Annotated in this window: 15 protein-coding genes; 8 read left to right on the forward strand and 7 right to left on the reverse strand. The window is 68.2% G+C overall.

Translation table 11 applies throughout. The annotated features are described in order from the left end of the window. The first annotated feature begins 5 nt into the window (after window positions 1-5). The 4 genes from BDO18943_RS16480 to BDO18943_RS16495 all read left to right on the forward strand — a co-directional run bounded on the left by BDO18943_RS16480 (window position 6) and on the right by BDO18943_RS16495 (window position 4,914). A complete protein-coding gene (locus BDO18943_RS16480) occupies window positions 6-872 on the forward strand; it encodes an SDR family NAD(P)-dependent oxidoreductase (protein WP_175023335.1) in 867 nt (288 codons plus the stop codon). A 9-nt stretch (window positions 873-881) separates the two neighbouring features. Beyond that, window positions 882-1,637: an SDR family NAD(P)-dependent oxidoreductase gene (locus BDO18943_RS16485; RefSeq protein WP_175023336.1), complete on the forward strand. Its 756-nt coding sequence runs from the start codon at window positions 882-884 to the stop codon at window positions 1,635-1,637. A 109-nt stretch (window positions 1,638-1,746) separates the two neighbouring features. Next, a complete protein-coding gene (locus tag BDO18943_RS16490) occupies window positions 1,747-2,523 on the forward strand; it encodes a glucose 1-dehydrogenase (RefSeq protein WP_175023337.1) in 777 nt (258 codons plus the stop codon). Window positions 2,524-3,048: 525 nt separating this feature from the next. Then, on the forward strand, window positions 3,049-4,914 hold the full coding sequence (locus BDO18943_RS16495) for a phosphoenolpyruvate carboxykinase (GTP) (RefSeq protein ID WP_175023338.1): 1,866 nt from the start codon (window positions 3,049-3,051) through the stop codon (window positions 4,912-4,914). Window positions 4,915-5,011: 97 nt separating this feature from the next. Here BDO18943_RS16495 and BDO18943_RS16500 read toward each other — a convergent pair whose 3' ends face one another. The 5 genes from BDO18943_RS16500 to BDO18943_RS16520 are packed head-to-tail and all read right to left on the reverse strand — an operon-like array spanning window position 5,012 to window position 8,929. Beyond that, window positions 5,012-5,920 (reverse strand): NAD-dependent epimerase/dehydratase family protein, encoded by a 909-nt coding sequence (locus BDO18943_RS16500; RefSeq protein ID WP_175023339.1) that lies wholly within the window; start codon window positions 5,918-5,920, stop codon window positions 5,012-5,014. Between the two features lie 58 nt (window positions 5,921-5,978). Further along, entirely contained in the window at window positions 5,979-6,812 is an 834-nt protein-coding gene (locus BDO18943_RS16505; protein ID WP_210771949.1) for an SDR family NAD(P)-dependent oxidoreductase, read from the reverse strand. A gap of 40 nt (window positions 6,813-6,852) precedes the next feature. Beyond that, window positions 6,853-7,611 carry an SDR family oxidoreductase gene (locus BDO18943_RS16510; RefSeq protein WP_047903207.1) on the reverse strand — a complete coding sequence of 253 codons (759 nt, stop codon included), beginning with the start codon at window positions 7,609-7,611 and terminating at the stop codon, window positions 6,853-6,855. A gap of 40 nt (window positions 7,612-7,651) precedes the next feature. Next, the gene (locus BDO18943_RS16515) at window positions 7,652-8,509 is read right to left on the reverse strand and encodes an SDR family NAD(P)-dependent oxidoreductase (RefSeq protein ID WP_175023341.1); all 858 of its coding nucleotides are present in this window, start codon (window positions 8,507-8,509) and stop codon (window positions 7,652-7,654) included. Between the two features lie 3 nt (window positions 8,510-8,512). After that, a complete protein-coding gene (locus BDO18943_RS16520; RefSeq protein ID WP_175023342.1) occupies window positions 8,513-8,929 on the reverse strand; it encodes a nuclear transport factor 2 family protein in 417 nt (138 codons plus the stop codon). 460 nt (window positions 8,930-9,389) lie between these two features. Here BDO18943_RS16520 and BDO18943_RS16525 point away from each other — a divergent pair, with 460 nt between their 5' ends. After that, the gene (locus BDO18943_RS16525; protein WP_043186702.1) at window positions 9,390-9,599 is read left to right on the forward strand and encodes a hypothetical protein; all 210 of its coding nucleotides are present in this window, start codon (window positions 9,390-9,392) and stop codon (window positions 9,597-9,599) included. A 320-nt stretch (window positions 9,600-9,919) separates the two neighbouring features. Further along, window positions 9,920-11,416: an FAD-dependent oxidoreductase gene (locus tag BDO18943_RS16530; protein WP_175023343.1), complete on the forward strand. Its 1,497-nt coding sequence runs from the start codon at window positions 9,920-9,922 to the stop codon at window positions 11,414-11,416. A 100-nt stretch (window positions 11,417-11,516) separates the two neighbouring features. Here the strand turns inward: BDO18943_RS16530 and BDO18943_RS16535 are convergent, their stop codons facing one another. Next, complete coding sequence (locus tag BDO18943_RS16535) at window positions 11,517-13,181, reverse strand: acid phosphatase (RefSeq protein ID WP_175023344.1); 1,665 nt, start codon at window positions 13,179-13,181, stop codon at window positions 11,517-11,519. 475 nt (window positions 13,182-13,656) lie between these two features. Between BDO18943_RS16535 and ftsH the strand changes: the two genes are divergently transcribed. Together ftsH and BDO18943_RS16545 are read left to right on the forward strand one after the other, a co-directional pair. Then, a complete protein-coding gene (gene ftsH, locus BDO18943_RS16540; protein WP_175023345.1) occupies window positions 13,657-15,639 on the forward strand; it encodes an ATP-dependent zinc metalloprotease FtsH in 1,983 nt (660 codons plus the stop codon). An 83-nt stretch (window positions 15,640-15,722) separates the two neighbouring features. Continuing rightward, window positions 15,723-16,190, forward strand: coding sequence for an OsmC family protein (locus tag BDO18943_RS16545; protein WP_175023346.1), 468 nt, complete (start codon window positions 15,723-15,725; stop codon window positions 16,188-16,190). Between the two features lie 7 nt (window positions 16,191-16,197). Here the strand turns inward: BDO18943_RS16545 and otsA are convergent, their stop codons facing one another. After that, window positions 16,198-17,604 carry an alpha,alpha-trehalose-phosphate synthase (UDP-forming) gene (otsA, locus tag BDO18943_RS16550; protein WP_175023347.1) on the reverse strand — a complete coding sequence of 469 codons (1,407 nt, stop codon included), beginning with the start codon at window positions 17,602-17,604 and terminating at the stop codon, window positions 16,198-16,200. Between the last annotated feature and the right edge of the window lie 601 nt (window positions 17,605-18,205).

Raw genomic sequence — 18,205 nt, forward strand, 5'->3', positions numbered from 1 at the left:
CGAACATGACACAGCATCACGATGCGCAGGTCGCCGTCGTGACGGGCGCATCGCGCGGCGCGGGCAAGGGCATCGCGCGTGCGCTCGGCGCGGCCGGCATGACCGTCTATGTCACGGGCCGCTCGCAGAACGAAGGCGATGCGCCGCTGCCCGGCACGATCCACGAGACCGCGCGCGAGATCGACGCGCTCGGCGGCCGCGGCATCGCGGTGGTCTGCGACCATGCGGACGATGAGCAGGTGAAGGCGTTGTTCGAGCGCATCGAAAGCGAACGCGGGCGGCTCGACATGCTCGTCAACAACGCGACCTACCTGCACGATCAACTGATCCTGCCGGGCCCGTTCTGGGAGAAGTCGCTCGACCTCGTCAACATCCTCGATGTCGGGCTGCGCTCGGCGTATGTCGCGAGCTGGCACGCTGCACCGCTGATGGCGAAGCGCCGCAGCGGGCTGATTGCGTTCACGTCGTCGTTCGGCGCGAGCTGCTACATGCACGGCGCGGCCTACGGCGCGCAGAAGTCCGGTGTCGACAAGTTCGCGAAGGACATGGCTGTCGACCTGAAGCCGTTCGACGTCGCGGCCGTGTCGATCTGGATGGGCCCGCTGCGCACCGAGCGCACGACGCGCGTGTGGGAAGAACACCCGGATCTGTACAAGGAATTCTCGCTCGTCGCGGAAAGCCCCGAATTCACGGGGCGCGTGATTCACGCGATTCACGGCGACCCACAGCGCATGGCGCTGTCGGGGCAGGTGCTCGTCGGCGCGGAAGCCGCGCTGCGGTACGGCATTGCCGATCTCGACGGCAAGCAGCCGCCGTCGTACCGCGAATTGCTCGGCGGGCCCGTGCAGGCGCATCCGGCGATCGTCGCCTGAGGTGCGCGCATGGGCATCCTGAAGGGCAAGGTCGCACTCGTGACGGGTGCAGGGCAGGGCGTCGGCCAGGGCGTCGCGCATGCGCTCGCGGCGGAAGGCGCGCAGGTCGCGGTGGTCGGTCGTACTCGCGACAAGCTGCTCGCGACCTGCGAAGCGATCCGCGCGCGCGGCGGCGTGGCCGAGCCGTTCGTGTGCGACGTGATGGACGCCGCGCAGATCGCGCAGTGCGTCGACAGCGTCGTCGCGCGGTTCGGCGGTGTGCAGATCCTGATCAACAACGCGCAGGTCGTGCCGCTCGGCCGCCTGCTCGACGTGACCGACGCGGATTTTATGGCGGGGCTCGAATCGGGGCCGATCGCGACGCTGCGGATGATGCGCGCGTGTCATCCGCATCTGAACGGCGACGGCGTGATCGTCAATTTCGCTTCGTCGGCCGCGGTGCGCTGGGATGCGTCGGGTTACGGCGCATACGCCGCGACCAAGGAGGCGATTCGCGCACTGACGCGCGCGGCCGCCTGCGAATGGGGCGTGGATGGCATCCGCGTGAACGCAGTCGCGCCGCATGCGTTGTCGCCGGGCCTGAAAGGCTGGGTCGACGCGAATCCGCAGGAAGCCGCCGCGTTCTTCCGCACGATTCCGCTCGGCCGCGTCGGCGACTGCGAGCAGGACATCGGGCGCGCGATCGTGTTTCTGGCGAGCCGCGACGCCGCGTACCTGACGGGCGCGACGCTGCCGCTCGACGGCGGGCAGGCTTACTGGGGCTGATCGCAAGGGCCGGCGGCGCGCGGCGCTGGCCGCGTGCCAATCACGATCCGGCACGCACGCGCACGCAGGCGCACGGCAGCCGGCAAACCGGAATTGAAGAGAGGACGACATGGGTCGACTGGAAGGCAAGGTAGCGATCGTCACGGGCGGTGCGCGTGGCATGGGCGCGGCGACGTGCAGGCTGTTCGTCGCGGAGGGCGCGCGCGTCGTGATCGGCGATGTGCTCGACGCGGAAGGCGAAGCGCTCGCGCGCGAGCTTGGCGACGCGGCGCGCTTCATGCGGCTCGACGTCGCCGACGAAGCGAACTGGGTGCGCGTAACCGAAGCAACGATGGAAAAGTTTGGCCGTATCGACGTGCTGGTCAACAATGCGGCCGTGCTGACCTTTGGCGGCATCACCGAGCTGTCGACACGCGATTTCGAGCGCGCGGTGTCGATCAATCTCGTCGGGACCTTCATCGGGATCCGCACGGTCGCGCCGCGCATGATCGCGCGGAAAAGCGGGTCGATCGTCAACATCTCGTCGGTGGACGGGCTGCGCGGCGTGAACGCGCTGGCCGCGTATGTGTCGAGCAAGTGGGGCGTGCGCGGGCTGACGAAGGTCGCGGCGCTCGAACTCGGCCATCAGGGCGTGCGTGTGAATTCGATCCATCCGGGCGGCGTGAACACCGCGATGTCGAATCCGACCGGCGCGCCGCTCGAGGAAATCAACAAGCACTATGCGAACGTGCCGATGCAACGCGTCGGCCTGCCCGACGAGATTGCGCGCGCGACGCTGTTCCTCGCGAGCGACGAAGCGTCGTACTGCAACGGCGCCGAGCTGGCCGTCGACGGTGGAATGGCAGCGGGCGCGTATTACCCCGGATTGCCGGGCGCACCGTTTTGAGCAGGGGCGCTTGCCGCGCGTTCACGTCAGATGTTTGTGTACGCAACCTAATTCGGGGTTTCCCGCAGTAGCGAAAACGCGAATTCGCGCAACTTGCTTTCGCGGTTGCCATGCGCGGGAGCGGCAGGCCGGTTTTGCCGCTCCCGCAAAACCCTTGCCGGGCGGCCGTCCCGGACATTTCATCCCCAAAGCGCGCGCAATGGCGCTGTAAAAAGGACTCACAGGCAACCGGCGTGCCGGCTCGCCGACATAGTTGTTTCTTGTTGCAACGCAACGTTTGCTGAATAACGGCGATGGTATGCTGGCCGTCATGGAGTTGTACGGCAGGTTGCTTGTATGGCGAAACTCGCGTTCGCAATTACTAAAGAGACATCACCTTCTCTCGCTCGCATCGCGGCATCGACGCGCGCTCCGCTCGCGCGTCCCGTCCTGCGCGCCGCCGCATCCTGCGCTCCAATCGCATACCCCATCTCGCGGGTTCGACCCGCATCCCCCATCCCCGCCCAATAATCTGGAGACATTCTCATGTCGCAAAACACTATGGCCGAGGCAACACACGGCCCGCTGATCGCTCCGCCGGCTTTCGTCAAACATCGCAAGCTGATCGACTGGGTGTCGCGTATCGCGGCGCTCACGGAGCCCGAGCGCGTCGTGTGGTGTGACGGCTCGCAGGAAGAAAACGACGCGCTCTGCCAGGCGATGGTCGACCAGGGCACGCTCACGCGCCTGAACCCGGCAAAGCGCCCGAACTCGTATCTCGCGCAATCCGATCCGTCCGACGTCGCGCGCGTCGAGGACCGCACGTTCATCTGCGCGGCATCGCGCGACGACGTCGGCCCGACCAACAACTGGATCGAGCCTGCCGAAATGCGCGAGACGCTCAACGGCCTGTTCCGCGGCTCGATGCGCGGCCGCACGCTGTACGTGGTGCCGTTCTCGATGGGCCCGCTCGGCTCGCCGATCGCGCACGTTGGCGTTGAGCTGTCCGACAGCCCGTACGTCGCGGTGAACATGCGGATCATGACGCGCATGGGCCGCGAGGTGTACGACGTGCTCGGCGAAGACGGCGATTTCGTGCCGTGCGTGCACAGCGTCGGCCATCCTCTGCAAGCCGGCCAGCAGGACGTGCCGTGGCCGTGCAACCCGGTCAAGTACATCGTGCATTTCCCCGAAACGCGCGAGATCTGGAGCTTCGGTTCGGGCTACGGCGGCAACGCGCTGCTCGGCAAGAAGTGTTTCGCGCTGCGTATCGCCTCGACGATGGGCCGCGACCAGGGCTGGCTCGCCGAACACATGCTGATCCTCGGCGTGACGTCGCCGGCCGGCAAGAAGTATCACGTCGCGGCGGCATTCCCGTCCGCGTGCGGCAAGACCAACTTCGCGATGCTGATTCCGCCGCAGGGCTTCGACGGCTGGAAGGTTACGACGATCGGCGACGACATCGCATGGCTGAAACCGGGCCCCGACGGCCGGCTGTATGCGATCAATCCGGAGGCCGGCTTCTTCGGCGTCGCACCGGGCACCGGCGTGAAGACCAACCCGAACGCAATCTCGACGCTCACCGAAAACGTGATCTTCACGAACGTCGCGCTGACGGAAGACGGCGATGTGTGGTGGGAAGGGCTGACCGACACGCCGCCCGCGAAGCTGACCGACTGGCAGGGCAACCCGTGGACGCCGGAAATCGGCAAGGAAACGGGCCGCAAGGCTGCGCATCCGAATTCGCGTTTCACGGCGCCGGCTGCGCAGTGTCCGTCGATCGACGGCGACTGGGAGAATCCGGCCGGCGTGCCGATCGATGCGTTCATCTTCGGCGGCCGCCGTTCGACGACCGTGCCGCTCGTGACCGAGGCGCGCGACTGGGTCGAAGGCGTGTACATGGCCGCGACGATGGGCTCGGAGACGACCGCCGCGGCGGTCGGCCAGCAGGGCATCGTGCGCCGCGATCCGTTCGCGATGCTGCCGTTCTGTGGCTACAACGTCAGCGATTATTTCGCGCACTGGCTGACGCTCGGCAAGCAGCTCGAAGGCGCGGGCGCGAAGCTGCCGAAGATCTACTGCGTGAACTGGTTCCGAAAGGATGCGAACGGCAAGTTCGTGTGGCCGGGCTTCGGTGAGAACATGCGCGTGCTGAAGTGGATGCTCGACCGCCTTGAAGGCACCGGCGGTGGCGGCGATCATGCGTTCGGCGTGTCGCCCGCGTATGAGGACCTGCACTGGGATGGGCTCGATTTCACGCGCGAGCAGTTCGATGCGGTGACGTCGATGAATGCCGACGAATGGCGTGAGGAGCTGAAGCTGCATGCCGCGTTGTTCGATACGCTGAAGCTGCGCCTGCCGGCCGAAATGACCGACACGATGAAGAAGATCGCGGAGCGCATCGGCGCCTGACGGTTCGCATTCGAGTCGTTATCCTGACGTCCCGCCGCCGGCATTCATCGCCGGCGGCGGGACGTTTTTGCATTCGCGCCCCACACGCGCCGCTCGCTTACTGCGCGCGGCAATGCGCGACGACTTCATCCACCGCGCGCTGCACGTCGCCGCGCCGGTAACGCAGCAGCGCGCTGTCGGCCGGATCGGGCTCGTACGACACGACATTGCCGCGCCCCGTGTAGATCGCGATGTCGGGCAGCAGCGGATGCTCCTGGTCGAGCGACGGCACGTCCTGCGGATTGCCGGCCGCGCGGAAGAAAGCCGCGAAGTAGTCGGCGAAGCTGAGGTTCTCGTCGCCGACGAGGTAGGCTTTGCCCGCTTCGCCGCGCTGCAGCGCCCCCCAGATCGCTTCCGACAGCGATTGCGTCGAGATGAAGTTGCTGCCGCCGGCTGGCCCGAACACGGGCAGCCCCGCGAACTGGCCTTGCGCATAGCCCGTGTACGCCGCGAACATCTCGTTGCGCAGCCCGGGCACCGATCCGACGACGAACGGCGCATTGACGCTGCAGACGGCGAACGACGGCGTCGCGAGGGCACGCACACGTTCGTCGGCGAGATGGCGCGAGCGCACATACGGCACCGTATCGACGAGTGCCGGAGCGACCTGCGGATAGAAGCTGCCGACCAGCACCGCGCGTTTCACGCCCGCATCGCGCGCGAGCGCGAAGAAGCTCGGCACCGCGTCGACGTTCGCGCGCTCCCAGTGCGCGGCTTCGTCGGTGCCGGGCGGCAGGTGGCGGATGTCGTTACCGGCCGCGAACACCACTGCATCGAACGGCGCGAGATCGTCGCGCGTGAAGTTGCCGGCCACGTAGTCGCGCAGCAGCACGTCGAACTGCGCGAGCGCGCTGCCGGGGGCGGGTGGCTTGCGGGCGGCGAGCGTGACGTGGTTGCCCTGCGAGTGCAGGTGCAGCGCGGCATGGCCGCCGATGAGGCCGGTGCCGCCGACGATCAGGATCTTCATGGTGTCTCCCGGTGCGGCGCAACCGCGCCGCGTGAAATGAACAGGCGAGCGGTGCCGCTCAGAAGTTGAAGCCGTTGCCCGCGACGACGGGCAGGTTGGTCCAGAAGCCGTTCGGGTCGCGATACCAGCCGGCCGCCGCGAGCGCGCCGCCGTCGACATGCAGCGTCGTGCCGGTGACCCACGCGGCGAGCGGGCTCGCGAGGAACAGTGCGGCGCCCGCGATATCGCCGGCCGCGCCGAAGCGCCCGAGCGGGATCCAGCGCGGGATGTGCTCGCGATGCTCGGCCGAGACCATGGCGCTGACGGGCACCTGCGGCGTCTCGGTGGTTTCGGGCGCGATCTGGTTCACGCGAATGCCGGCCGGCCCAAGTTCGACGGAGAGGCTCTTCGTGAAGCCGGTCAGCGCGGCCTTGAACGACGCGTACACGGTGCAGTTCGGAATCGCACGGAAGCCTTCGATCGACGACACGCCGACGATGCTGCTGCCCGCGCCGCGCTTGCGCAGCAACGGCAGCATCGCGCGCGTGACGATGAAGACCTGGCGAAGATTCACGTCGAACAGCCGCGCGATGTCGTCGTCGGTGCAGTCGTCGAACGGTTTCGCGATCTGCAGGAAATCGCCCACATTGTTGACCAGCACGTCGAGGCCGCCGAAGCGTGCGTCGATCGTTCGCGCGAACGCATCGACCTCGTCGCGGCACGTGACGTCCACGGTGCCGACGAGCGCATCGACGCCCGCCGCTTCGAGCGCCTGGCGCACGTCCTGCGCGCGGGCCGGGTCGATCTCGGCCACCGCGACGCGCGCGCCGGCCGCGCCGAACGCTTCCGCGCACGCACGGCCGATGCCCGCGCCGCCGCCAGTGACCAGCACGGTCTTGCCGGTGAATGAAATCATCGATGGACTCCTTTGAACGGGAAGGCAGGGCGTCGCGTCACAGCGACGACACCAGTTGCGCGTTGTCGATCCGCAGTTCCGCACCGTTCACGAAACGCGATTCGTCGGACGCGAGGAACAGCACGAGATTCGCGACGTCCTGCGGGTCGCACATGCGTGCCATCGGATCGCTGCCGATGCCGAGCGCGGCCGGGTCGAGATCGGGCATCAACGCCTGCGTCATCGGCGTCCAGATCCCGTCCGGATGGATCGAGTTGCAGCGGATCCGGTAGCCGCTGCGCTTGCAGTGCACGGCGACACTGCGCGCGAGTGCCGTCACCGCGCCTTTCGACCCGGTGTACGCGCACATCATCGGCAGCCCGCCGAGCGCGGCGACCGACGACATCATCACGATCGAGCCCGGCGTGTCGTTGCCCTTCATCGCGCCGATCGCGTACTTGCAGCCGAGGAAATAGCCGTCCGCGTTGGTGCGCATCACGCGCCGCCACGTGTCGAGGCTCGTGTCCTCGATCGAGCCGACCGGACAGATCGCCGCGTTGTTGACGAGCACGTCGAGGCGGCCGAAGCGGTCGAGCGTCGACGCGATCGCATGCCGCCAGCCATCCTCATCGGCGATGTCGTGGCGGACGAACAGCGCCGCGTCGCCGATTTCGCGTGCGAGCGCGCGGCCCGCGTCCTCATCGATGTCGGTCAGCACGACACGCGCGCCTTCGGCGGCGAGCAGCAGCGCATCCGCGCGGCCGACGCCGCTTGCCGCGCCGGTGACCAGCGCGACCTTGTTTGCGACTCGATTCATGGTCGGTCGAATTCCTTTGACGGTGAAAGAAGGCGGGTGCTCATGCGGCGCCCGGTACGCGGCCGGCCTTGATCGCGTCGAGCGCGGCCGTGCCGTAGATCTGCGCGATCGTGTCGTCGACGCGCGGGTTGGTACGCAGTTCATGGCCGCCGTCGACCGCGAAGCTCTGGCCGGTCACCCAGCCCGACTCGGGACCCGCGAGATAGCGCACCGCATGCGCGATCGCTGCCGGTTCGCCGAGCGTGCCGAGCGGGATCTGTTCGAGAAAGCTGTCGACGAGCGCGCGGTTGTCGAACATCGGCGCCGTGGCTTCGGAGCGCGTGAGGCCCGGGCGCACCGCGTTCACGCGGATCTTCGCGCCGGCCAGTTCCTCGGCCGCGCCGCGCACGAGCGCTTCGAGCGCGGCCTTCGCGGTGCAGTACGCGGACAGCCAGCGGAAGTTGATCTGCGCGGCCGTCGACGAGATGCAGACGATCGCGCCGCCGCCGCTGTCGGCGAGCCGCGGCGCCGCATGACGAATCGCGGTGAACGCGCTGTGCAGGTTCAGGTCGATTTCGGCGCGGAAGGTGTCGGCGTCGTGCAGCAGCAGCGGCCGGAAGCCCGCCCCGCCGACCGTCGGCACGACGATGTCGAGGCGATGGTCGAGCGCCCATGCGCAGTCGAGCGCGGCCTGCAGGTCGGCTTCGTCGCAGGCGTCGCCCGCATGGATCGCGACGCGGCTGCCGGGCACCGCGTCGGTCAGGTGCCGCTGCGTGCGTTCGAGCGCATCGCGGCGACGGCCCATCAGCACGACGGCCGCGCCGTCGGCGACGAGCGCGTGCGCGCAGGCCGCACCGATACCGCCGGCGCCGCCCGTCACGAGCGCGGTGCGGCCGTCGAGGGGAGCTGAGGTGCGCATCGTTCAGCCCTCCAGCGGCAGATCTTGCGCCCAGTCGACGTGCAGCGTGCGCGCGGCGAAGCGCCACGTGGCGCCGTCGAACACGCAGCGGTCGCGATAGCGCAGCCCCCAGTCGAGCTTGCGCTTCACGCCGTCGCGCACGTAGACGTGGCAGGCGACGCCATAGGTCTCGACGACGGCCGCGCCGCCGTCGAGCGTGACGAGCTGGTTGTGCACGTGATGCTGGGTCGCTTCGTAGCGCTCGATCACGCGCATGCCCGCGACGATCGCGTCGCGGGCGTCGAAGCGGAAGCCGGGGCCGGCCAGGGTGGCATCGGGGGTGAAGAGGGCGGTGAGTCGTGGCCAGTCGCGCCGGTCGACGGCTTGCGCGTAGCGGCACGCAAGGTCGTACAGCGCGTGGCGGGGATTGGAATCGGTCATGCGTTGGCTCCCGTGGAAAAACGGAACGCATCGGCCGTGCGAAGCGGGCCGACGCGGCGGCATTGCGACGTCGACGGGCAGGTTCGCACCGGGCAGGCCGGGATTCATCATCCATACGGAGCAGGGCGAGGGTCGGGGAAAACACCGGGGCAGGCCGCCTTATATCGCACGAGGCTGCGCGGATGGTGCGATGCAGCGACCGGAGCGCGGCATGCATCTGACGATTGGCGCGGCCTGCTACGACAGGCGCGCGACGTGTCGCGTTTCCTTCACGTATGCGAAGCCATCGCGTTCGATGTTGCGATGCCGCAGGCCGTACCCCGTCCGCTCAGCGTTTGCCCCTAGTCGAAACGGACGATGGCCGACGGCCGGGCGCTGGCTACCGTGCAGTCATCCGGTGCCGCATGCGATGCCCGCCGGATACGAGCCGCACCAGCGGACAACCGGAGGGGACACGATCATGAGACTGACGACTCGCAAGCTGTGCGTACTGGCGATGGGCACGTTCGCTGCCATGGCACTGGCGCGATACGGCGCCGATCAGGTGCCGTCGCCGCCGTATGCGGCCGGCATCCTGCAATGCCGCTCGGTCGACGTGAACGGCCTGCCGACCGGTTGCGTGCCGATCGATCCGTCGCACTTCGGTTTCGCCGCGATGCGCGGCATGTGACGCCGGCGCGGCCGCGCGCCGCGCCAACCGGCCGGACGTCGTCGCGCGGCGACGCGTTGTCCGCATTCGCCGAAATCGCCGCGCGGTCGTCGTGCGTCGGCCAGGCTGGCGCGGCGGGTCCAGCTTCGCGCGATTCGACTGCCGTCGCATCCGGCATGGCCCGCGGTTTGCATTGGCGCCGCCGCGTGCCAGTACCGGCAACGCGGTATCGCGGTAACGCGCCATCGTGACGTGACGGCGCAGCGACGTCCGCATCAGGACCGTGAGCCCTCGCCACCCCCACCGCTTCCCGCAGATCTCCTAAACGCTGACCATTCCTCATGTCATCCGACGATTCCCTGACTCACCCCTTGAACACCCGCGACGTACATCGTTGGGATGCCGAACACGATGTCGTGATCGTCGGCTTCGGCGCGGCCGGCGCCTGCGCGGCGATCGAAGCCGCGAGCGCCGGCGCCGACACGCTGATCGTCGAGCGCGCGTCGAGCTACGGCGGCACGAGCGCGCTGTCGGGCGGCGAGATCTACCTCGGCGGCAGCGGTGGCACGCCCGCGCAACGGCAGGCCGGCTTTACCGACGCCACCGAGGATCTGTACCGCTACCTGATGCTGGCCGGCGGCCGCGACGCCGACGACGCGAAGGTGCGGCTCTACGCGAACGAAAGCCTGGCGCACCACGACTGGCTCGTCGCGCAGGGCCTCACGTACAAGAACACGTTCATTGCCGAGCGGATCGTCGAACCGGAAACCGACGACTGCCTGATCTGGTCGGGCAGCGAGGAAGCCTGGCCGTTCAGCGAGGCGGCGAAGCCGTGCCCGCGCGGGCACACGCCGCAATGGCCGGGCTGGGGCGGCGGGCAGATGCTGATGCGCGTGCTGGCGGAACGCGTGGCGGCGCTCGGTGTCGCGACGCGCTACGACACGCGCGCGCAGGCATTGATCGTCGACGACGGCGGCGCCGTGCGTGGCGTCGTGCTGCGCGCGTATGGCGAGACGGCATTCGTGCGGGCACGTCGCGCGGTGATCCTGTGCGCGGGCGGCTTCGCGATGAATCGCGACATGGTGCGCCGGCATGCACCGCAGTTCCTGCGCTCGGACGAGCCGATCGGCGGCCCCGGCGACGATGGCTCGGGCATTTTGCTCGGCCAGAGCGCGGGCGGCGCGGCGATCCACATGGATCAGGGCTTCGTCAGCCTGCCGTTCTACGCGCCCGAATCGCTGATCCGGGGGATCTTCGTGAACGCGCGCGGGCAACGCTTCATCAACGAGGACGGCTATCACGGCCGCACGGGCCATCACGCGTTCCACCAGGCCGACGACCGCATCTACCTGCTCGTCGACCAGGCGACGTACCAGGAACCGCCCGCGATCGCGCGGATCGGCATCGCGGCGGCCGGCGAAACGTGGGAGGAAGTCGAACGCGATCTGCAGATGCCGGCCGGCACGCTGACGGCCACCGTCGACGTCTACAACCGCCATGCGGCCGAAGGCGCCGATCCGCTGTTCCACAAGGCGAAGAAATGGCTGCAGCCGCTGATCGAGCCGCCGTTCGTCGCGCTCGATTGCCGGATCGACTACGCGTTCTATCCGCACTTCACGCTCGGCGGGCTCGACACGCTGCCGACCGGGCAGGTGGTCGATGCGGCGCGCGCGCCGGTGCCGGGGCTCTACGCGGCGGGCCGCACGACCTGCGGGCTGCCGCGCTGGGGCGCCGGGTACAGCTCGGGGCTGTCGCTGGCCGACGCGACGTTCTTCGGCCGGCAGGCCGGGCGTCATGCCGCGCAAGCGGGGTGCGACGCACTGCGCAGTGCCGCGTAGCGATTTCAGGCGGAAAACGAACGACGCCCCGGGTAATCGCATTGCCCGGGGCGTCGTCGTTTCAAGCCGCCAAGCGGCAACCAATCAGGCCAGCCGGTTCTTAGCCGAGATCGAGCGCGTTCGTCAGATCACCCGGCGGCGTCGCACCGCGCGCGGCGAACGCCTTGTTGCGCGCGACCACGCCGTCGAGCGGCGCGAGCCCGTGTACGCGGCTGATGAAGCGCAGGATCGAGTTCGTGTCGTACAGCGTGTGATCGACGAAACCCTTCTTCGCGAACGGTGAGATCACGAGCGCCGGAATCCGCGAGCCCGGCCCCCAGCGATCGCCTTCCGGCGGCGCGACGTGATCCCACCAGCCGCCGTTCTCGTCGTGCGTCATCACGATCACGGTGTTGTCCCATTGCGGCCCGCGCCGGATATGGTCGATCACGGTCGCGATGTGACGGTCGCCCGATTCGATGTCCGCGTAGCCCGCGTGCATGTTCAGGTTGCCCTGCGGCTTGTAGAACGTGACGGCCGGCAGGCGGCCCGCGTCGATGTCGGCGATGAAGTGGTTGGTCGACGGCTCGTCGCCGAGCCCCGCGTCGCGCAGGTGCTTGCTGCGCGCGTCGGTGCCGGGCGCGTAGTTCTCGAAATAGTTGAACGGCTGGTGGTGGTACTGGAAATCCGGCACGGTACCCGTGTCGCGATGCTCGAGCGCGTACTGCCACGCGCCGCTGTACCACGCCCAGTCGACGTTCTTTTCTGACAGGCGGTCGCCGATCGTCGCATAGCCCTGCGGTGGCATCACGCGATGATCGGCCGGATCCGCATACGCAGCGTTGCCCGGATCGGGCGGCGGTACGTAGCTCGGCTGGTACGGCGGCGCCATCGTGTTCACCCCGTAGCCATCCGGCGTCAGCGCGCCATCCGCCGCGAACTTCGGCGGGCCGTCGAGCGCGGACGCGGGCGAATCGTTGGCGAGTTTCAGGCGCGTACCGGCGGGATCGTCGCCTTCGACCTTCGACAGCAGTTTCGCCGCATGCGGATGCTTGTGCGCGTCCGGATACAGCGGCGGCTGCGCCGAGATCAGGAACATGTGGTTCATCCACGAACCGCCGAAGGCCGCCATGAAGAAGTTGTCGCACAGCGTGTATTGCCGCGCGAGATTCCACAGTCGCAGCGTATCGGCCGAATTGCGGTAGTGACCCATCACGAGGCCGCCGGAATCGGCCCACGCGGCGAACTGGTTGTTGCGGCCGGCCGCGATCTGCATCTGGTTCTGGTAGAAGCGGTGCCACAGATCGCGCGTGATCACGCCGTTCGGCAGCGCCTTGCCCTGTACGTCCGTGATCAGGAACGGCGCGTTCGGCAGTTTGTCGATGTCGCGTTCGGCGATCGCATAGCGCTTGCCGTCTACTTCCTGCGCCTGCGGCACGAGCCCGCCCCAGATCTTCGGCAGCACGGGCAGCGGCGTCGTGCCGTCACGATCGAGCTGCTGCGCGTGCTCGGGCCGCACCTCGCTCAACGGATGCTGAACGCCCGGAAAATCGCCGTACAGGTTCGCGAAGCTGCGGTTTTCCGCATAGATCACGACGATGTGGCGCACGCGCTGGCGCAACGCTTCGTCGATGCGCTGGTCGGCGGCGGAACGCGGCGCGCTGCCTGCCACGGTTTCACAGCCGCTGAGCGCGACGCCCGCACCGAGCGCGGCGAGGCCGCCGAGCACACGGCGGCGGTCGGGATCGGCGGGAAGGTCGTCGGGGCGATCGGGCGTGTCGTTCACGTCGGGGGTTCCTCGAATGGGCGGGTGGACGGGGGCATCATTCGCTGTGGCGTCGCACAGGCTGCCGCGCCGCAGGATGGAAAGCAATGGCCGGCGTTGCGTGCCGGCCGCTTCGGCATGACTGTCACAAAAATGTCATGAGTGCGACTATAACGCGGCAACGGGGGCAGATGAAAGGTGTTTGTCGGACGAATCGAGGCACGCCTCGGGCCATGCGCGACGCCCGCGCGCGAACTAGACTGGATTCAGGGGCGGCGCGTCGCGGCGTGCCGCCCGGGCGAGGATTGCCCGGCGGCGCCGGCCGACGGCGTCGTCGCGGCGCCATTGATGCGACGAACGAGGCGTTGAAGCGAGGCGACGATGGCGTGGATGAAGGCCGCTTCCGCATGGCCGCCGATGCCGCGCGCCGGCTGCGCGCGTGTCCGCGCACGTTCGCCGTGCCGCGCAGCGTAGCGCGCACGTCCGGCCCGATGCCATGGACAGGAAATTCGACTACCCGGGATTGCTGATCGCGGCGGGCTTCTTCGTGCTGTTCGCCGCGCAGTTGCTGATGCTGCATCCGTCGTCGGCGTCGATCGCGTACAGCGATTTTCACCGACTGGTCGCCGCACGGCTCGTCGACGATCTCGAGGTCGGCCCCGCGTCGATCTCGGGCACGCTGAAGATGCCGCAGGCCGGCGCGATGCTGCCGGCCTCCGAAACCGCGGCCGTGCAGCAGGCCGGCGCGCCGTGGCGCTTCACGACCAACCGCGTGACCGACGAACACCTGACCGACACGCTGACCGCCGCCGGCATCCGCTATCACGGCGCGCCCGACACGAGCTGGATCGCATCGCTTGCGTCGTGGCTGCTGCCGCTCGTGCTGTTCGTGTTCATCTGGAACATGATGCTGCGCAGGCGCGGCGGGCTGCAGGATTTCACCGGGATGGGCAAGAGCCGCGCGCGCGTGTACGTGCAGCAGGAAACCGGCATCACGTTCGACGATATCGCGGGTATCGATGAAGCGAAGGCCGAGCTGCAGCAGCTCGTCGCGTTCCTGCGCAACCCCGACCGCTACCAGCGGCTCGGCGGCAAGATCCCGAAGGGCGTCCTCGTGGTCGGCGCGCCGGGCACCGGCAAGACGCTGCTCGCGCGCGCGGTGGCCGGCGAGGCGGCCGTGCCGTTCTTTTCGATCAGCGGCTCGGCATTCGTCGAGATGTTCGTCGGCGTGGGCGCGGCGCGCGTGCGCGACCTGTTCGAGCAGGCGCAGCAGAAGGCGCCGTGCATCGTGTTCGTCGACGAGCTCGATGCGCTCGGCAAGGTGCGCGGCGTCGGCCCGATGTCGGGCAACGACGAACGCGAGCAGACGCTCAACCAGTTGCTTGTCGAGATGGACGGCTTCCAGGCCGGTTCCGGCGTGATCATCATGGCCGCGACGAACCGGCCCGAGATCCTCGATCCCGCGCTGCTGCGGCCGGGCCGCTTCGATCGCCACATCGCGATCGACCGGCCCGACGTGAACGGCCGCCGGCAGATCCTCGGCGTGCACGTGAAGCGCGTGAAGCTCGCGGCGGACGTCGATCTCGGCGAACTCGCGTCGCGCACGCCGGGCTTCGTCGGCGCCGATCTCGCGAACGTCGTCAACGAGGCCGCACTGCATGCGGCCGAACTTGGCAAGCCGGCGATCGGCATGACCGACTTCGACGAGGCGATCGACCGCGCGTTGACGGGCCTCGAGCGCAAGAGCCGCGTGATGAACGCACAGGAGAAGCTGACCATCGCGTATCACGAGGCCGGCCACGCGCTCGTCGCGGAAAGCCGCGCGCATTGCGATCCGGTGAAAAAGGTGTCGATCATTCCGCGCGGCGTCGCGGCGCTCGGCTATACGCAGCAGGTGCCGACCGAGGATCGCTACGTGTTGCGCCGGAGCGAGCTGCTCGACCGGATCGATGCGCTGCTCGGCGGGCGCGTGGCCGAGGAGCTCGTGTTCGGCGACGTGTCGACGGGCGCGCAGAACGATCTCGAACGCGCGACCGCGATGGCGCGCCACATGGTCATGCAGTACGGGATGAGCGAGAAGATCGGGCTCGCGACGTTCGACGACGGCGATGCGCGCACGGGCATACCCGGCGCATGGCATGCGGGCGACGGGCGCTGCAGCGAGCACACCGCACGGATGATCGACGACGAGGTGCGCACGTTGCTGACCGACGCGCATGCACGAGTCGCGATGACGCTCGGCGAACGCCGCGATGCGCTTGAACGCATCGCGCGCCGGCTGCTGCAATGCGAGGTGCTCGAGCGCGACGCGTTGCAGGCGTTGATCGACGGGCGCGCCGAACCGTCGTCCGCCACGGCGCCGGTGTCCGCGCCCGACGACGGGGCCGGCGCACGCGGCGGCGCGATCGAAACGGAGCAGGCATCCGCGGTCGAGCGCGATTTCGTCGCGTACGGGCCGCCACGCGAACCCGAGCGCTGAAGATGCCGTGAACCTGCGAGCGGCGCGCGTCGATGCGACGGCGTGCCGGCCTTCCTTTCCCTGTTGATCTCCACGGAGTCGCCATGAGCGAGGCGCACGTATCGGTCGATGTCGCGCAGCAGGCGCGTTTCTGTTTCGAAGTGGTATTTGCCGGCACGACGCTGGCACCGGTGCTCACCGACGAACCGCCGCCGCTCGGCGACGGACGCGGGCCGAATCCGATCCGGCTGCTGGCCGCGGCCGTCGCGACCTGTCTCGCGGCGAGCCTGCAGTTCGCGTTGGAAAAACAGCATGTCGATCCGCAGCCGATTGCCGCGCACATCGACGTCGACATGGTGCAGAACGAAGCGGGCAGGGTACGGGTGGGCGGGATGGCCGTCCGGCTGTCGATAGGCAAGACGTGGGCCGATCTCGCGGCGGCGACGCGCGTGCTCGATCAGTTCGATGCGTATTGCGTACTGACGGAGAGCCTGCGCGAAGGCATTCCGGTTTCGGTCGACCTGTGCGATGTGAACGGCGCAGCGCTCGAATATGCAACGACGGACGCGTGAGCGCGCGTCAGGATTCGGTTGCGGCCGCGACTTCGGCGGCTTCGGCGAGCGCGTCGAGAAAGCGCGTGCGCCACCAGTGCACGTCGCTCTTGCGCACGATCGCCATCAGCGCCGCGTGCCGCTGGCGACGCTCTTCGAGCGGCATCGTGAGCGCGCGCTGGATCGCCTGCGCGGTGCCTTGCGTGTCGTACGGATTGACGAGCAGCGCCGACTTCAACTGCTCGGCCGCGCCGGCGAAACGCGACAGCACGAGCACACCCGGGTCGGCTGCGTCCTGCGCGGCGAGAAATTCTTTCGCGACGAGATTCATCCCGTCGCGCAAAGGCGTGACGAGCGCGACGCGGCATGCGCGATAGAGGCCGGGCAAGCGCTTGCGCGCGACGGTGCGGTGAATGTAGCGCATCGGCATCCATTCGAGTTCGCCGTAGTCGCCGTTGATCGCGCCGCACAGACTGTCCATCTCACGCCGCAGGTCGTCGTACGCGCCGAGATCCTCGCGGCTCGGCGCGGCGATCTGGATCAGCGTCGCGCGGTTGCGGTTCTCCGGATATTGTTCGAGCAACTGACGGAACGCATGCACGCGCTGCGGCAGCCCCTTCGTGTAGTCGAGCCGGTCGACGCCGACCAGCAACTGGCGGCGGGAATATTCGTCGCGCATCCGCTCGAACATGTCGATCCCGTCTCGATCGCGCGCGAGCGATTCGAACTCGTCGACGTTGATGCCGATCGGGAAGGCGCCGGCCGACAGCGTGCGGCCGAATGCTTGCAGGCGGCCGTCGGGCAGCCGCGCGGCGCCGGCTTCCGCTTCGACGTAATGCTCGAAGTGGAGCAGATCCGACTCGGTCTGGAAGCCGACGAGATCGTACGCGAACAGCGAGCGCATCAGCCATTCGTGTTCCGGGATCGCGGCCATGATCGGCGGCGGCGGCATCGGGATGTGCAGGAAGAAGCCGATCGGATTCGTGCAGCCCATCGCGCGCAGCTCGGCGGCGAGCGGAATCAGCTGGTAGTCGTGGACCCAGATGGTGTCGTCGGGCCGCAGCAGCGTGCGCAGCTTGCGTGCGAACAGCTGGTTCACACGCCGGTAGCCGTCGGCGAAGCGACGGTCGAACTGAGCGAGATCGAGCCGGTAGTGAAACACCGGCCACAGCACGTTGTTCGAATAGCCGAGGTAGTACGCGTCGTAATCCTGCGGGTCGAGATCGATGGTCGCGAGCTGGATGCCGCCGACGTTCTGGATCTGCACCTCGTCGCCATGCGTGGGCTGATCGTCGCCGCCGCGCAGCCTGCCGCTCCAGCCGAACCAGACACCGCCGGTTTCCTGCAGGCTGTCTTTCACGGCGACGGCGAGCCCGCCGGCCGCAGCTTTACGGGGATCTGCAATGCGATTGGATACGACGACGAGTCGGCTCACCAGCTCTCCTGACGATTGTTGGGGGAAAGGTTCGTGCGGCCGTGGCGCGAGAAGCAGACGCCGCCATCGACGCGCGGGGCGCGAAGCGATGGGGCCGCAATGCGATCGGAAGGGAGTCAGGGCACGCGATTCGCCGTCCGAACGGGGAGTGCTTTTTTAAGCATACTCGTCATTCGTTGGTTTTAAAAGTCTGCGTCGGCGGGCGATGCGCGTGCGAATGCAGCGCGATCTCCATGTCATGGGTAGGGCAACGCACGAAACACGGGGCGGGATCGAAACTTGCGCAACGCTGCACATGCAGCGCGTAGGGCGTGCGATCGTTCGTGACGATGCGCATTTCAGGGCACGCGCACGAGGTCGCACCGGTCGACAGCGACGACCGCTGATGACGCGGTTACGTCGACGTGCGAGCTACTCGCACGCGTGCCGCGAACGCGCGACACGAATCGGCGAAGCACGATGTCGTGCGCGCGCACAGGCCGCGCCGGACGGCGACGATGCACGGCACGCACCGCGTGCCGCGTGCCGCACACCGCACACCGCACACCGCACACCGCACACCGCACACCGCACACCGCACACCGCACACCGCACACCGCAC

The sequence above is a fragment of the Burkholderia aenigmatica genome (genome assembly GCF_902499175.1).
In the GTDB taxonomy this organism is placed as follows: Bacteria; Pseudomonadota; Gammaproteobacteria; order Burkholderiales; family Burkholderiaceae; genus Burkholderia; species Burkholderia aenigmatica.

Coding starts and splice junctions, on each gene's coding strand:
- BDO18943_RS16495 (WP_175023338.1), top strand. CDS start 3,049: ATGTCGCAAAACACTATGGCCGAGGCAACACACGGCCCGCTGATCGCT.
- BDO18943_RS16485 (WP_175023336.1), top strand. CDS start 882: ATGGGCATCCTGAAGGGCAAGGTCGCACTCGTGACGGGTGCAGGGCAG.
- BDO18943_RS16525 (WP_043186702.1), top strand. CDS start 9,390: ATGAGACTGACGACTCGCAAGCTGTGCGTACTGGCGATGGGCACGTTC.
- ftsH (WP_175023345.1), top strand. CDS start 13,657: ATGGACAGGAAATTCGACTACCCGGGATTGCTGATCGCGGCGGGCTTC.
- BDO18943_RS16515 (WP_175023341.1), bottom strand. CDS start 8,509: ATGCGCACCTCAGCTCCCCTCGACGGCCGCACCGCGCTCGTGACGGGC.
- BDO18943_RS16530 (WP_175023343.1), top strand. CDS start 9,920: ATGTCATCCGACGATTCCCTGACTCACCCCTTGAACACCCGCGACGTA.
- BDO18943_RS16545 (WP_175023346.1), top strand. CDS start 15,723: ATGAGCGAGGCGCACGTATCGGTCGATGTCGCGCAGCAGGCGCGTTTC.
- BDO18943_RS16490 (WP_175023337.1), top strand. CDS start 1,747: ATGGGTCGACTGGAAGGCAAGGTAGCGATCGTCACGGGCGGTGCGCGT.
- BDO18943_RS16480 (WP_175023335.1), top strand. CDS start 6: ATGACACAGCATCACGATGCGCAGGTCGCCGTCGTGACGGGCGCATCG.
- BDO18943_RS16500 (WP_175023339.1), bottom strand. CDS start 5,920: ATGAAGATCCTGATCGTCGGCGGCACCGGCCTCATCGGCGGCCATGCC.
- BDO18943_RS16510 (WP_047903207.1), bottom strand. CDS start 7,611: ATGAATCGAGTCGCAAACAAGGTCGCGCTGGTCACCGGCGCGGCAAGC.
- BDO18943_RS16520 (WP_175023342.1), bottom strand. CDS start 8,929: ATGACCGATTCCAATCCCCGCCACGCGCTGTACGACCTTGCGTGCCGC.